Source organism: Methanoculleus sp. UBA430 (assembly GCF_002506585.1).
Taxonomy (GTDB): Archaea; Halobacteriota; Methanomicrobia; order Methanomicrobiales; family Methanoculleaceae; genus Methanoculleus.
This window is the reverse complement of sequence record NZ_DAXW01000015.1, coordinates 152,205-167,831: the sequence shown is the minus strand read 5'-3', so window position 1 is coordinate 167,831 and position 15,627 is coordinate 152,205. Positions and strand designations below refer to the sequence as shown.

At 62.0% G+C, this 15,627-nt stretch carries 13 protein-coding genes; all 13 read left to right on the top strand.

Annotation, left to right across the window (positions count from 1 at the left end; genetic code table 11):
- Positions 1-115 precede the first annotated feature (115 nt).
- The 13 genes from BRA49_RS11570 (at position 116) to BRA49_RS11510 (ending at position 15,571) form a co-directional block, all read left to right on the top strand.
- On the top strand, positions 116-1,243 hold the full coding sequence (locus BRA49_RS11570) for an IS256 family transposase (protein WP_292386244.1): 1,128 nt from the start codon (positions 116-118) through the stop codon (positions 1,241-1,243).
- 376 nt (positions 1,244-1,619) lie between these two features.
- The gene (locus tag BRA49_RS11565; RefSeq protein WP_292386243.1) at positions 1,620-2,312 is read left to right on the top strand and encodes a DUF4013 domain-containing protein; all 693 of its coding nucleotides are present in this window, start codon (positions 1,620-1,622) and stop codon (positions 2,310-2,312) included.
- A 307-nt stretch (positions 2,313-2,619) separates the two neighbouring features.
- Positions 2,620-3,330, top strand: coding sequence for a DUF4013 domain-containing protein (locus BRA49_RS11560; RefSeq protein WP_292386242.1), 711 nt, complete (start codon positions 2,620-2,622; stop codon positions 3,328-3,330).
- A gap of 95 nt (positions 3,331-3,425) precedes the next feature.
- Positions 3,426-4,937, top strand: a complete 1,512-nt coding sequence (locus tag BRA49_RS11555) for a 2-isopropylmalate synthase (RefSeq protein WP_292386241.1) — start codon at positions 3,426-3,428, stop codon at positions 4,935-4,937.
- A complete protein-coding gene (ilvB, locus tag BRA49_RS11550) occupies positions 4,909-6,579 on the top strand; it encodes a biosynthetic-type acetolactate synthase large subunit (RefSeq protein ID WP_292386240.1) in 1,671 nt (556 codons plus the stop codon). Before BRA49_RS11555 ends, ilvB begins: the two co-directional genes overlap by 29 nt.
- A complete protein-coding gene (gene ilvN, locus BRA49_RS11545) occupies positions 6,576-7,079 on the top strand; it encodes an acetolactate synthase small subunit (protein ID WP_292386239.1) in 504 nt (167 codons plus the stop codon). The genes ilvB and ilvN overlap by 4 nt, the downstream gene beginning before the upstream one ends.
- Positions 7,080-7,285: 206 nt before the next feature.
- Positions 7,286-8,872, top strand: a complete 1,587-nt coding sequence (locus tag BRA49_RS11540) for a sodium:solute symporter family protein (protein ID WP_292386238.1) — start codon at positions 7,286-7,288, stop codon at positions 8,870-8,872.
- Positions 8,873-9,203: 331 nt separating this feature from the next.
- Positions 9,204-10,790, top strand: coding sequence for a sodium:solute symporter family protein (locus tag BRA49_RS11535; RefSeq protein WP_292386236.1), 1,587 nt, complete (start codon positions 9,204-9,206; stop codon positions 10,788-10,790).
- A 119-nt stretch (positions 10,791-10,909) separates the two neighbouring features.
- The gene (locus tag BRA49_RS11530) at positions 10,910-11,788 is read left to right on the top strand and encodes a metalloregulator ArsR/SmtB family transcription factor (protein ID WP_292386234.1); all 879 of its coding nucleotides are present in this window, start codon (positions 10,910-10,912) and stop codon (positions 11,786-11,788) included.
- On the top strand, positions 11,785-12,609 hold the full coding sequence (locus BRA49_RS11525; protein ID WP_292386233.1) for an EFR1 family ferrodoxin: 825 nt from the start codon (positions 11,785-11,787) through the stop codon (positions 12,607-12,609). Before BRA49_RS11530 ends, BRA49_RS11525 begins: the two co-directional genes overlap by 4 nt.
- Positions 12,606-13,826: a radical SAM/SPASM domain-containing protein gene (locus tag BRA49_RS11520; protein WP_292386232.1), complete on the top strand. Its 1,221-nt coding sequence runs from the start codon at positions 12,606-12,608 to the stop codon at positions 13,824-13,826. Before BRA49_RS11525 ends, BRA49_RS11520 begins: the two co-directional genes overlap by 4 nt.
- Positions 13,827-13,835: 9 nt before the next feature.
- Positions 13,836-14,495 (top strand): DUF4332 domain-containing protein, encoded by a 660-nt coding sequence (locus tag BRA49_RS11515; RefSeq protein ID WP_292386231.1) that lies wholly within the window; start codon positions 13,836-13,838, stop codon positions 14,493-14,495.
- A gap of 317 nt (positions 14,496-14,812) precedes the next feature.
- Positions 14,813-15,571, top strand: coding sequence for a 4Fe-4S binding protein (locus BRA49_RS11510; RefSeq protein ID WP_292386229.1), 759 nt, complete (start codon positions 14,813-14,815; stop codon positions 15,569-15,571).
- Positions 15,572-15,627: the final 56 nt, after the last annotated feature.

The following is a 15,627-nucleotide window of genomic DNA, read 5'->3' as shown; positions in this document are numbered from 1 at the left end:
CCTTCAACTACACCGTAAATGGGCTGTGGGGGAACTGGGGTAGCGTAACGAATCTTCTGTAAAATTGAATTGGCCCTGGATCCAACCTAGATTTGGACAAAGGAGAAACAGGGCCATGGATCCCTTAGCGTTAATCGAAGATTATCTTTCCGATCAGGAGAACGGCATGAAGACCCTCATCACCGGGTTCCTCAACCAGGTGATGCTCGCAGAGGCCCTCCAGCAGGCAGGAGCTGCCCAGTACGAACGCACCGATGCGCGGAAAGCGCATCGGAACGGCTACAAAGACCGATCCCTCAAGACCCGATACGGGGAGACAATCCTCCGGAAACCGCAGTTCCGGGAGCTCCCGTTCGAGACACAGGTCTTCGGGCCCTATGCCCGGGTGGAGAAAGCTCTGGTGAACGCAATTGTCGAATCCTACCTCCAGGGAGTTTCGACGAGAAAGATCCAGGAGATCGTCAGTCATCTGGGGATCGACCAGCTCTCCCCGGCTTCGGTCTCCCGGATGGCCAAGAACCTCGACGACCAGGTGCAGGCATTCCTCCTGCGGCCGATCGAACAGGCTATCCCGTATCTCTTCGTGGATGCTTCCTACTACAAAATCCGGGACGGAGCACGATACGTCACCAAAGCGGTCCTGGTGGTCGCCGGCGTCCGGGACGACGGCTACCGGGAGATCTTGGGCGCGAGAGTCACGGATTGTGAGAACGAAGAATTCTGGTCGGGACTGTTCGAGAACCTCAAAACACGGGGACTTACCGGGGTTCAACTGGTCGTCTCGGACGGGCATATCGGCATCCAGAAGGCGGCTGAAGCCGCCTTCCTCGGTGCATCCTGGCAGATGTGTCAGGTTCATTGTACCCGGGCCGTCTTGAGGAATATTCCCCGGAAACACCAGAAAGAGGTTGTAGAGGGGCTGAAGGAGGCGTATGGGAGTGAGCAGAGACTCCAGGATCTCGCTGATGACCTGAATGCCGGGGGGTACCGGAAAGCAGCCAACACCATCGAGCGATTCCTCCCCGGGCTTATGAGTTACACGGCATTCCCAAAACCGCACAGGAAACGGCTCAGAACGACGAACATGGTGGAGCGGGTCAATAGGGAACTGAAACGGAGAACCAAGGTTGTAGGCGTGTTCCCGAACGAGGAATCCCTTCTCCGGCTGGTCGGATCCATCCTGATGGACATCAACGAGGAGTGGGTTACCGGCAGAAGGTATTTGACGATGGAGAAGGAATGATCAAGCAAGGAGACAGGGCTCAGGCAAATTACAGAAGATCTGAGACGTTACCACAGTTCGGTTTTCCCTGTAGCAAGTGAACATGGAAGACCAGAAGGGGTGGTTGTCATATTCCCTTTTATGGTCCGTCACCGGAACACCGAGTGCATGTGGTTGAGTGCCCCCAAGGCCACTTAAGCTTCTTTAAAAATCGAGTTGTGGCCAGAAGATCTGTTTCCGATTGGCTCCTTATGCGGGATCATAAATAAGACCTTCAATAAACGAACATACTTAAAATTAGCATTCCTTTTCAAGTAACAGGCATATCTTTCACCCTTCATGTTCAAAAAATTTTAATATGATTACTCAAAATCTCATATACTAAAGGTGATTGATTGTGAAATACGGATCTATGCTCGGCAATTCCCTCGACTACACCGTAAATGGTCTGTGGGGGAACTGGGGCAAATGGTTATTGCTGTTCATTAGTATGATTATTTTCCCCCTCTGGGGAGGATATCAGTGGAAGATTTATAGAGGCGAATCTCAGCTGCCACCCCTTGAAAACTGGATTGAGATGTTCATCAACGGCATTAAACTCTTTATTGTAGGTCTCGTCTACAGCATCATACCCTTGATAGTACTCATGGTCTTTGGTGGTGCAGGCGTTTTAATGGGTGGAGCACTGGAGAGTCCGGGTGCTGGAGCACTGGTCGGTCTGCTCATAGGGCTAATTGTCGCTTTCATTTTCTCGCTCATCGCTTTGATGGCCCTGATACGCTTCGCAAGGACTGACAGTTTCGGGGAGGCATTCAATATCAGTGCCATCGTCGCTCACATTGGAAAGATCGGATGGCTGAGCTATATCCTCGCGTTGATCATACTGTGGATTGTTTCTGTTCTGGCTACTATTGTTTATACAATCGTTGTAGCCATTGCTGTTTTCATCCTTGCGCTGATCCCCGTTATCGGTTGGCTCCTAGCACTTATTCTGGCTATCGTCGTGGCGATCCTCATCGGTCCAGTTGTAGCGGTATTTGTGACGAGATACTACACCCTCATCTATGACAGCGCAGCAGCACCTGCCTGAACCGTCTTCCTTTTTTTGAAGCCGCTCCTCACGCCAAGGTCAGCTGTCTTCCCCACCTGCTGCGTCAACTCTCTCAGATGTTCTAAATTGAGGATACAGAGTGGGAATCCGAAAGTTTCCACTGCCGGATCTCAAGCACAACAGGATAGCACCCACATCCTGAATTCAGATGGAGCGCCTTTCGGTGAACACTCAACACCCCCCGACGGTATTCATCCGCAAGTGACAAATCCTCCTTCCGCAAACAAAACAACGCGTTTATCTTCCCAAACGCACGATCCTACATCCGAACAATGCGGTGATACTCATGGACTTAATGCGATTACTCGGCGACTCCTTTGAATATGCAAAGGACGCCATCTGGGGCAGGTGGGTCCGCTGGCTTCTCCTGCTCATCAGCACAATCATATTCCCGCTTATCTACGGCTACACGGTGCGGGTCATGAGCGGCGCAAAGCCCGCTCCTGAGCTCGAAGACTGGATCGGGCTCTTTATCGACGGTATCAAACTGATCGTCATCACGATCATCTACTCGATCCCGCTCATGATCCTCACGCTCCTGCCCGTTGCGATGTACTTCATCCCGGTCTCATCGACGGTAACCCCGGCGGGATCAGGCCCCGAATCGCTTCTGAGCCCGGAACTGGCCGCCTTTGCAGCCCTTGCGATCTTCGTCATCTTCATCGTCGCCGCCATCATCATCGGGATCCTCTCGACGTTTGCGATGGTCCGGTTCGCCCGGACGGGGAGAATGGGCGAGGCCTTCAGGATCCGCACCCTTCTCACTCATATTGGCAGGATCGGATGGCTGAACGTCTTCATCGCCCTCCTCGTCATGGGTATCGTGATCGCGATCGCGGAGTTCATCCTCATGCTCGTCGTGCTGTTCGCCCTTATGCTCGTCCCGATCGTCGGCCCTCTCTTCCTGCTCCTCCTCTTCCTCCTCTCGCCGGCGTTCGTCATCTTCGCCTCCCGCTACATCGCCCTCGTCTACGAGAGCGCCCCGGCGCCGGCGTAAATCCCCCCTCTTTTTTTATCCTGCACCAGAATCCCCGAATGCCCAACATTTAAGTAGCGCCGCCGCCAATTCTCTGACGGTGAATTGCACTATGTGTGATTGTTTTATTCGGTGAACCGATTCGCTTTTTTGACACCACGTTACGGGACGGCGAACAGACACCGGGTGTCTGCCTGACGCCGGCCGAGAAACTTGAGATTGCAACGCATCTTTCCGACCTCGGGGTCCACGTCATCGAAGCCGGGTCCGCGGCCGCTTCCGTAGGAGAGCGCGAGTCCATCCGCATCATCGCCGACGCCGGGCTTGCCGCCGAGTGCTGCACCTACGTCCGGGCTCTTCCCGGGGACATCGACCTTGCCGCCGACGCCGGCGCCGACTCCGTCCACCTCGTCGTCCCGGTGAGCGACCTCCACATCAGCACGAAGCTTCGAAAGACCCGCGAGCAGGTCTCTCAGATGGCCTGGAGCGCCGTCGAGTACGCGAAGGAGTGTGGCCTCATCGTCGAACTCTCAGGAGAAGATGCGTCCCGCGCCGACCAGGCGTTCCTCGCGGAGGTCTTCCGGGAAGGGGTGGAGCGGGGAGCCGACCGGCTCTGTTTCTGCGACACCGTCGGGCTCCTCACGCCCGAGCGGGCGGCCGCGATCATACCGCCGCTCCTCGTTGCCCCGCTCTCGATCCACTGCCACGACGACCTGGGGTTCGCGCTCGCAAACACCGTCGCCGCCCTCCGTGCCGGGGCCTCCTCTGCCCACGTCACGGTCAACGGCCTCGGCGAGCGGGCGGGGAACACCGGGCTAGAGGAACTCGTGATGGCGCTCGAGGTCCTCTATGGGGTTAAAACCGGGATCCGGACCGAGGAACTCTACCCCCTCTCGACCCACGTCGCCCGGCTGACCGGGGTGCCGCTTGCGACCAACAAGCCGATCGTCGGCGAGATGGCCTTCACCCACGAAAGCGGCATCCACGCCCACGGGGTGATGCGAGATGCGAGCACCTACGAACCGCTCCAGCCGGAACGGGTGGGACGGAAGCGCCGGATCGTCCTCGGCAAACACTCCGGGTCGACGGCGGTCGAGGCCGCCCTCCACGACATGGGGTATGCCCCCGATGCGGCGCAACTCGCCGAGATCGTCGCCCGGATCAAGCAGGTGGGGGACACCGGGATGCGGATAACCGACGCCGATATCATGGCGATCGCCGATACCGTGATGGCAATCGAGTTCACGCCCTGCCTCGAACTCCGCCAGTTCACCATCGTCTCGGGGAGCAACGCGATGCCGACCGCCTCGGTGACGATGCTTGTCAACGGCGACGAGATCACCGGTGCCGCAGTCGGGACCGGGCCGGTGGACGCGGCGATCCGCGCGCTCCAGAGATCGGTCGCGGACGTCGGGAGCGTACGACTCGATGAATACAGCGTCGATGCGATAACCGGCGGCACCGACGCCGTCGTTGACGTATCGGTGAAACTCAGCAAGGACGGAAAGACCGTGACATCGCGAGGGGCGAGGACCGACATCATCATGGCCAGCGTCGAAGCAGTTATCGTCGGGATGAACAGACTACTCAGGGAAGAGCATGAAGACCGGAGCCAGGACTCTGATTGAAGCGCTGCAGCGTGAAGGGGTAGATACCATATTCGGCTACCCCGGCGGCGTGGTGTTGCCGATCTACGATGAACTCTACGATTCGTCGGTTCGGCATATACTGGTAAGGCATGAGCAGGCAGCGGCGCACGCGGCCGACGGCTACGCGCGCGCGAGCGGCCGCGTAGGGGTATGCCTTGCCACCTCCGGCCCCGGTGCGTGCAACCTGGTCACGGGGATCGCGACGGCCTACATGGACTCCATCCCCATCGTGGCGCTCACCGGCCAGGTACCGACCGCCCTCCTCGGGAACGACGCCTTCCAGGAGTCGGACATCACCGGGATCACGATGCCGGTGACGAAGCACAACTACCTGGTCAAAGACGTCGCCGATCTCGACCGCGTCGTCCAGGAGGCGTTCTACGTCGCCCGGACCGGCCGGCCCGGTCCGGTGCTGGTCGACCTCCCCAAAGACGTCACCACGAGCGTGGCGAAGAGTAACCCCGTCCCGGAGGCGGTCTCCCTCCGGGGCTACCAGCCCACCTACCAGGGGCACGTCCGCCAGATCGATAAGGCGCTCGATCTGATCACCGGGGCAGAGCGGCCGCTCATCTACGCCGGCGGCGGGGTGGTCCTCTCGGGGGCCTCGGCAGAACTCCTGGAGTTTGCAGAGACCGCCGCCGTCCCGGTGACGACGACCCTGATGGGGCTTGGCGCCGTCCCGGGCGATCACCCGCTGAACCTCGGCATGCTCGGGATGCACGGCACCCAGTCCGCGAACTACGCGGTGACGGAATGCGACCTCCTGCTTGCCATTGGCGCCCGGTTCGATGACCGGGTGACGGGGAAGATCGAGACCTTCGCGCCGAACGCCACGGTCATCCACATTGACATCGACCCGGCGGAGATCGGGAAGAACAAGAAAGTCGACGTCCCGATCGTCGGCGACGTGAAGGCGGTGCTCCAGGCCCTCCTCAGGCGGATGCAGAAGCGCGGCGACACGGCGAACTGGGTCTCCCGGATCAATGCCTGGAAGGCGCAGTACCCGCTCCGGTTCCGCGACGACGACCACCTCCGCCCGCAGTATGTCATCCGCGAGCTCTCCGACGTCTTGAAGGGAGAGGGGATCATCACGAGCGAGGTCGGCCAGAACCAGATGTGGACCGCGCTCTATTACCGTTTCACAAAACCCCGGACCTGGATCACCTCCGGCGGCCTCGGCACGATGGGCTACGGGTTCCCGGCGGCCATCGGCGCCCACTACGCCTGCCCGGACGTCCCGGTCGTCGACGTCGCCGGCGACGGGAGTTTCCAGATGAACATCCAGGAGCTCGGAACGGTGGCGCAGTACGATATCCCCGTCAAGGTCGTGATCTTAAACAACATGTATCTCGGCATGGTCCGCCAGTGGCAGGAACTCTTCTACGACCGCCGCTACTCCTACACGGAGCTCCCGCCGGTGGACTTCGTGAAGATCGCGAACGCCTACGGGGTCGACGGGATCCGGGTCGACGCGAAGGACGGTGTCAGGGAGGCGATCGAGACCGCTCTTGCGACCGACGGGCCGTTCGTCCTCGACTTCCGGGTCGAGCGGGAAGAGAACGTCTTCCCGATGGTCCCGGCGGGGGCCGCGATCAACGAGATGATCGGGGTGAGGCAATGAAGCCGCATACGTTGAGCGTCCTCGTGGAGAACCGGGCCGGCGTCTTGAGCCGGGTCGCCGGCATGTTCTCGCGGCGGGGGTTCAACATCGAGAGCCTCGCCGTCGGGACCTGCGAGGAGCCGAACATGAGCCGGATCACGATCGTCGTGAACGGCGACGACGGCGTCGTCGAGCAGGTGATGAAGCAGACCAACAAGCTCATCGACGTCATCAAGGTCTCGGACCTGACGGAGCGGGAGAGCGTGGAGCGCGAGCTCGCCCTCATCAAGGTGGCCGCCGAACCGGGCACCTCCCGCGCCGAGGTCCTGCAGATCGCGGATATCTTCCGTGCTCAGGTCGTGGACGTCGGTGCAAAGACCCTGGTGCTCCAGGTCACCGGGGACACGTCAAAGATCGACGCGATGGAGAAACTCCTGCGCCAGTACGGCATCAAGGAGTTCGTCCGCACGGGAAAGATTGCCCTCCTCCGGGGGGCAAAGACCGTGAAGAGTTCCAAATAACTTTCTTTCGGGTGCGATGCGCCCGTCCTGCCACCGGGCGAGATCTCTGTCTCCCCGGCGATCCCGTTATCACAGAACGTGCCAAATATTGATACAGCATGTTCTTCGGATTACCTTTCCATACAGGACTCATCTTGGGCGGTGCGGCTCTCGTCGTCATCGTATTGCTTGCCCTCTGGGGGCTCCATTTCAGGGAGGCCGCTTGAATGGCGGACCTGGCGACGCTCGCCGTGATCGTTCTCTACTTTGTCGTGCTCATCGGCATCGGGAGCTGGGCCTCAAAGAAGATCAAGAACACCGAGGACTATATCGTCGCCGGGAGGTCGCTCGGGTTCTGGGTCTTTACGATCCTGATCGTCTGCTCCATCTGTAGCGGCATGAGCCTCCTCGGCGTCAGCGGCTTCGGATACACCTCAGGCTGGCCGGGTATCTGGGAGCAGATCTTCGTGCCGCTCGCAGCCTCGTTCTGTATCATCTTCTTTGGGGTGAAACTCCACACCCTCGGCAGGGAGCGGGGCTACATGACCATCCAGGACTACCTCGCGGACCGGTTCGAGAGCCCGCGGGAGGTCCGGGCGCTCGCCGCGGTCTCAGGCATCGTCGTCTCGCTGATCTACCTCGTCGGGCAGTATGCCGCGATCAGCATCGTCCTCGTCTGGCTCTTTGCTATCCCCCACTGGCAGGCGCTCCTCATCTCCGGGGTCATCATCACCGCCTACACGGTCGTCGGGGGACTCTACGCCGTATCCTGGACGGGCCTCTTCCAGGGCGGCATCCTGATCTTCGGCGTCCTCCTGATGGCCCCGTCGGTCATCGCCAGCGCCGGCGGCCTGGCCCACATCAATACCGTGCTTGCCGGGATCGACCCGAACTTCGTCGAACCCTGGTTCCCGAGCCCGGCCTACGCACCCTACGCCTACACGACACCGGAGTTCCTCGTCTCGTTCGGGATCCTCCTGATAGTCGGCCTCGCCTGCGCACCGCATGTCGTCAGCAACGTCCTGGCGGTGAAGGAGGCCCGTTACTTCAAGTGGGCGCCGCTCGTCGCGTTCCTGATCTACGCGGTCGTGATGTTTCTCGTGAAGTTCACCGGGTTTGCCGTGCGGTCGCTCGTCGAGGAGGGGACGCTTGTCCTTCCCGACGCCGTGAACGCCCAGGACTTCGCCTTCATCGCCGGCGTCGAGCACGCGATGCCGAACGTGGCGCTCTGGGCACTTTTTGCGGTGATCGTCCTTGCGGCGGTGATGTCCACGACCGACCGGCTCATGCTCACCGTCGGCACTTCGTTTGCGTGGGACGTCTACAAGAACATCCTCCGGCCTTCCGCGACCGACAGAGAGGTGCTCCTGGTCTCGAAGGTCACCATCATCCTCGGCGCCGGCGGCACGCTCCTCCTTGCCGTCAACCCGCCGCCGATGCTCGCCTGGCTGATCTGGATGGGGATCGGGGTGATGCTCGCGACGTTCGCGGTCCCGCTGCTCGCCGGGCTCTACTGGCGCGGCGCTACAGGAAAGGGAGCGATCGCGAGCATGGTGGTCGGGCTCGTCGCGTCCGCCGCCTTCGGCTACTGGCACCAGTTCGTGGCGCCGCTCCCGATGCACTTCAGCATCTATGCGCTCGTCTGCTCGGTTCTCACCATCATCGTCGTGAGCCTTCTCTCCACCCGGAACTCGGAGACCGCACTCAACAACACCCGGACCGGCTGGTTCATCCAGTCGCCCGGTCAGCCGTCACGAAAGACCAGCCCGGGAGATGCCTGGCGGGTCGACCGGGACTCGCCCCGCCGGCAGTGATGGGGGAGCGCTCCCGGCCTCCGGGCGCCAATCTTTTTTCTTCACGGCCGCGACGGCACCATGGTGCCCGCCCGCACGTGAAATTTCTCTCCTTCGTGGGACAAAGGCCGTGAATACTTCAAAATACCTTTCTCTCGATCTCCTGTGCCGGACCTTTCATCGGGACGGGGAGGCCGTCCCGACCGATCGTGTTATATGCTGGCATGTCACATAGTGACACAGCATGTTCATCGCGCTACCTTTCCATACGGGAGCCATCGTGGGCGGGACTGTCGCTCTGGTCGTCGTGCTGCTCGCCCTCTGGGGACTCCGGTTTAAGGAGGCCGCTTGAATGGCGGACCTCATCACGCTCGCGCTGATCGTTCTCTACTTTGTCGTGCTCATCGGCATCGGGAGCTGGGCCTCAAAGAAGATCAAGAACACCGAGGACTACATCCTCGCCGGGAGATCGCTTGGATTCTGGGTCTTCACGATCCTGATCGTCTGCTCGATCTGCAGCGGGATGACCCTCCTCGGCGTCAGCGGCTTTGGATACACGTCGGGCTGGCCGGGCATCTGGGAGCAGATCTTCGTCCCGCTCGCTGCCTCGTTCTGTATCATCTTCTTCGGGGTGAAGCTGAACGCCATCGGCAAGACGCGGGGTTACCTGACCATCCAGGATTACCTCGCCGAACGGTTCGAGAGCCCGCGGGCGCTCCGGGGTCTTTCGGCCATCGCGGGCATCGTCGTCTCGCTGATCTACCTCGTCGGGCAGTATGCCGCGATCAGCATCGTCCTCGTCTGGCTCTTTAACATCCCGCACTGGCAGGCGCTCCTCATCGCCGGGGTCATCATCACCGCTTACACGGTCGTCGGGGGGCTCTACGCCGTATCCTGGACGACCCTCTTCCAGGGCGGCATCCTGATCCTGGGCGTGCTCCTGATGGCGCCGCCCGTCATCATGAGCGCCGGCGGGCTGGATCACATCAACACGGTGATCGCCGGGATCGACCCGAACTTCGTCGAACCCTGGTTCCCGAGTCCGGCCTACGCCTCCTACGCCTACGCGACGCCGGAGTTCCTCGTCTCGTTCGGGATCCTCCTGATGGTCGGGCTTGCCTGCGCACCGCACGTCATCAACAACGTCCTGGCCGCAAAGGAGGCCCGTTACTTCAAGTGGGCGCCGCTCGTCGCGTTCCTGATCTATGCGGTCGTGATGTTTCTCGTGAAGTTCACCGGGTTTGCCGTGCGGTCGCTCGTCGAGGAGGGGACGATCGTCCTCCCGGATGCGGTGAATGCGCAGGACTTCGCCTTCATCGTCGGCGTCGAGAACGCGATGCCGAACGTGGCGCTCTGGGCGCTTTTTGCGGTGATCGTCCTTGCGGCGGTGATGTCCACGACCGACCGGCTCATGCTCACCGTCGGCACTTCGTTTGCGTGGGACGTCTACAAGAACATCCTCCGGCCTTCCGCGACCGATAGAGAGGTGCTCCTGGTCTCGAAGGTCACCATCATCCTCGGTGCCGGCGGCACGCTCCTCCTTGCCATCAACCCCCCGGAGATGCTCGCCTGGCTGATCTGGATGGGGATCGGGGTGATGCTCGCGACGTTCGCGGTCCCGCTGCTCGCGGGGCTCTACTGGCGGGGCGCCACGGGCGAGGGAGCGATCGCGAGCATGGCGGTCGGGCTCGTCGCCGCCGGCATCTTCGGCTACTACTCCAAGTTCGTGGGCTCGCTTCCGGTGCACTTCAGCCTCTACGCCCTCGTCCTCTCGGCCGTCGCGATGGTCGTCGCGAGCCTCATGACCGCCAAAAACTCCGCGGAGATACTCGACAATACCCGGACCGGCTGGTTCATCCAGTCGCCCGGCCAGCCTTCACGGAAGACCAGCCCGGGAGATGCCTGGCGGGTCGACCAGGACTCCCCTCGTCAGCAGTGATGGAGGAGCGCTCCCCGAATATTTTTTTAGCGTCGCTTCCTCATCGCCTCTCCTGCGCAGCTCCGGATCGTCCGCCCGCAAGGTCTATATCTGTATAAGCATACACTTATACAATTCACATGGACGACTGTAATAAGTGCGACCCCTGCACCGGCCTCTGTAAGATTGTCCCCGGGATGGCCGGCGCCTTCAAAGCCCTCGGCGACCCGAACAGGCTCCGGATCATCCACCTGCTCGCAACGGACACGACCGGGACACTGGGCGTCTCCGACCTTGCCGGGATCCTCGGCATCTCACAGCCGGCCGCCTCGCAGCACCTGAAAACGCTGAAGAGCGAGGGGTTCGTGACGTCCCGGCGGGAGGGGTTCCGGGTCTACTTTTCGTTCAACCGCGACCGGCTGCTGGAGTTCCGGGAGCACTTCGACCAGATGTCGGCGGCCGTCATGGACCGGTGCGACCGCGAACTCGTCCGGGAGACGACGCAGCAGACGTCGCTGAACGCCTGCGTCGTCTTCTACTCGTATACCGGCGTGACCCGGGGCGTCGCGGAACGGATCCGGAACGCCTGCGGGTGCGACCTCGTCGAGGTGAAGACCCTGACCGAGTACTCGGCCTTCACGGCATACACGACCGGGGTCCTGCACGCCCGGCGAGGGGTCTGCGACCCGATCCTCCCCGACCGGATCGACGTCTCCCGCTACGACCTTCTCGTCATCGGGACGCCGGTCTGGGCCTGGAAACCCGCACCGGCCATCAACGCCGCCGTCAGGGCGCTCTCGGGCTGCGAGGGGAAGCGGGCCGTGATCTTCTGCACGAACTGCGGCCAGCCCGGTGAAGCCCTCCCGCTCCTCGAAGCGGCGCTCGCCGCACGGGGGATAGAGGTCGCGGCGGCGGTCAGCCTGACACAGGAGGAGATGGCGGCCCGGACGGCGGAGAACGACCTCATCGAGCGGATCGTCGGGGCGTACCCGCTTCCGGTCGAGGATCTGATATCATGAAGACCATCATCTACTATTTTACCGGGACCGGCAACTCCCTTGCAGCCGCAAAGAAGATCGCCGGGGCCCTCGGGGACTGCGATATCGTCCCTGTTGCATCGTTTGCAGATACCCCGGGACCCGTCGCCCCTGGGGCGAACCGGGTCGGGCTTGTCTGCCCGGTCTACTTCTCCGGGCTCCCGGCGATGGCGGCATCGTTTGCGGAGCGCCTCGACCTCACCGCGGCGGACTACGTCTTCTCGGTCGTCACGCACGGGGGCGGCGGGGGTGCCGCGGCCCTCCGGCAGCTCGACGGCATCCTCAGGGAGAAGGCCGGAAAGGGGCTCGATGCCGGGTTCGCCGTGAGCATGCCGGGCAACTACATCCTGATGTACGCGTCGCCCGCAGGGGAGAAGCGGGACCAGCTGCTTGATGCGGCGGACACGGAACTCGATCGCATCGCGGGCCGGATCGGACAGGCAGAGAGGGTGAACCTCCCGAACTCGCCGGTTGCGCGAATCGTTAGGGCCCTCATGTACCCCCGGTTCCTCTCCCATGTCCACGAGAATGACCGCAAGTTCACGGTCAGCGAAGCGTGCACGTCGTGCGGCACCTGCGCCGCCGTCTGCCCGGCGGGCAACATCGATATAGTCGGCGGGAGGCCCGTCTGGAACCACCGCTGCGAACTCTGCTGCGGGTGCATCCACCTCTGCCCGGCGGAGGCGATCCAGGCCGGCAGCCGCACCGAGAAGAGGCAGCGCTACCGGCACCCGGACCTGGAGATTGAGGATATGGAGAACCAGCGGGAACAGAGAACCCCGGAAAGGGCAGGCGCTCCATGATCGCCGGGTACCCTACCAGAGGAGAGGCAGCACCCGCGGCAGGCGACAACCGCTACCGGGAGACGTTCGATGCCACGATCCGCGAGACCCTCGGCCAGGCGGTCAGGATCATCGCCGCGGAGCCGGCCCTCGCCATCCCCGGCGCCGCCATCCTCCGCCACCAGAAACGAGCGGCAGCAGCGCGGAAGCGGCACGAACAGGAGGGGCTCCTCGTCCCGCCGGTGATGATCGTGAGCGTCACCGCGCGATGCAACCTCGCGTGCGCGGGCTGCTACATGCACGGGCGGGGCGGGAACCACAGAGCCGAGATGGAACCGGAGGTCCTTGCATCGGTCGTCGACGAGGCGACAGGGCTCGGCGTCTCCATCGTCGTCCTCGCCGGCGGCGAGCCGCTCGTCCGGATGGAGGAGATCTTCTGCCTCGTACGGGCCCATCCGCAGGTGCTCTTTGCGGTCTTCACGAACGGCCTCCTGATCGATGGTGCGGTTGCCGATCTGCTCGCGGGATGCCGGAACGTGGTGCCGGTCATCAGCTTCGAGGGCTCCCGCGAGCATACCGACCGGCGGCGGGGCGACGGGGTCTATGACCGGCTCCTTTCGGCAACCGCCTGCTTAAAAGACCGCAACGTCTTCTTCGGCTGCTCCCTGACCACGACGCGGGAGAACTTTGCGGACGTCACCGACGAAGCCTTCGTCCGGCAGATGCTCCTGGCCGGTGTCCGGGTCTTCACCTACGTCGAGTACGTGCCGATGGCGCCCGGGACGGAGGATCTCGTCCTCGCCCCCGAACAGAGGACGGAACTCCAGGCGGTCCTTGCAAGCCACAACCGGCAGTTCCCGGCGCTCTTCATCGGCTTCCCCGGCGACGAGGACGCCTACGGCGGGTGCCTCGCCGCGGGCCGGGGGTTCGTCCACGTCAGCCCCTCGGGTGACCTCGAGCCCTGCCCCGCGGCCCCCTACTCGGACGTGAACCTTGCGGCCGTGCCGCTTCGGGAAGCCCTCCGTTCGAGACTGCTCAACCGGCTCCGCGAGACACCGGAGGCGCTCACGGAGTCGGAGGGCGGTTGTGCCCTATGGGCGAACCGGGCATGGGTGGAGGCGCTGATCGGCCGGGAGGAGGCTCCGGCCGGGATGCCCGGAGGACACGCCGCGGCAGGCGGTCCGGAGAAGGGGATTGTCGCCGTAACGGCGGAGCACGACGATGCTATGGGGGAGTGAGGTAACCGGATGCCGTACTACATCGATGCTGAAAGAGTGAGTCTTGACGACCTGCAAACGAGGATTCAGGAGACCGATCTGGTTCCAAGCCGCCGGTCTCTGCTGGAAGAGATTGACGGAACATTCTTGAGACTGAAGTCGCATGGTTTCGCGACTCTCGCGGACCTGCGAAAGAGTTTGAAAAACCCAAAGAACATACCGGCTCTTTCAGGGGAGACCGGGATCGATGCGGCGTATCTAACGTTGCTGCGCCGGGAAGTTGAGGGTTATTTCCCAAAACCATACCCCGCAGGCGCTTTTGATTGGTTCCAGAAGACCGACCTCGAAAAACTGGAGGGCTTGGGGTTGAAGAATACTGTTTTACTCTACGAAACTCTGGCCTCCTCCGGGAAGCGAGAGGAGGTTGCGGTCGCTCTCGGCGTCGATGCCGACGTCATCGATGCTCTCTATGTGCTGGCCGGTCTCACAAGAATCCAGTGGGTAAGTCCCATTGTAGCCAGGATGCTGGTCTCTGCGGGGTATACGGATCCGGAAGCGATTTCAGGTGCAGATCCTGAGAGATTATGCAGCGATCTCGATCGGGTCAACAGGGAGCATAAGTACTTCAAAGGAACGATCGGCCTTCGAGACGTCAGGCGGCTGGTGAAAGCGGCATCGTATGTTTCGTAACTCAGCAGGGTCGCGATGTTGCGGTTTACCGGTTCGGGATCCGGCTCACCCCATGCTCCGAAGATGGACAACCCCCCCTATAGAGGGTAACAAGGAATCGGAGCCGTAACAATGGCTCATTCCTGCAACAGCCTGCCCGGCAGAGATGAAATCACCATGTATAAGTATTATTGCATCCTCCGATCGAACCGGGAGTATTTCCCCGTGCGGATACTCACGGCCTCCGGGAGGGAAGATTCCATAACGGATGATTCCGGCACGGCGATCCGGCGGGTGAGAAGACCGCACAACCGTCACCTTGATGCAAAGGTATTATTATGGCACACGAAACCCCGTCGCAACAACCGAGACTGTCGCGCCAGACAATCCGGAAGGCGATCCTCGTCGTCTCGTTCCTCCTCCTCCCGGTCACGCTCTTTTATATCTCGCCCATCGTCATCCTGATGGGGGCGGCCGAAGGCATCGCCACCGGCAGCCTGCTCGTCTTTGCCGCACTCGCCGTCCTCTCGCTCGGGGTCTCCCGCTTCTGGTGCGGCTGGCTCTGCCCGATGGGAGCATGGCAGGAGATCTGCTCGCCCGTCATGAAGCACAGGGTGGACGGCCGGCGCGACCGGGTCAAGTACGGCGTCACGGTCCTCTGGCTTTCACTGCTCGCGTACCTCTTCATCGGTGCCGGCGGAATCCGTGCAGTCGATCCCTTCTACGGCACGGTGAACGGCGTCTCGATCACGTCGTCCAAGACCCTGGTGATCGTCGGAGTCATCTTCCTCGCGCTCTTCGCTGCCGCATACCTCCTGGGCCGGCGCGGCTTCTGCCGCGTCCTCTGCCCGACCGCCGCACTGATGATCGCCGGCCGGAAGATCAGGAACGCCGTCGGCTGGCCGGCGCTCCGCCTTGCGGCCGACGCCGGCCGCTGCATCGGCTGTGAGAGGTGCACAAACGCCTGCCCGATGGGCCTCGATGTCCACGGCATGGTCCGGGACGGGAAGATGGAGAGCACCGAGTGCATCCTCTGCGGCGAGTGCGTCGACGCCTGCCCGGAGGGTGCCGTCGGGTACACGTGGAGGGGAAAGTGAGCGTGAAGCCCCCTGCCGCACCAAAAAAGCCGCATTAACTCGCCGCTACCCGGTTG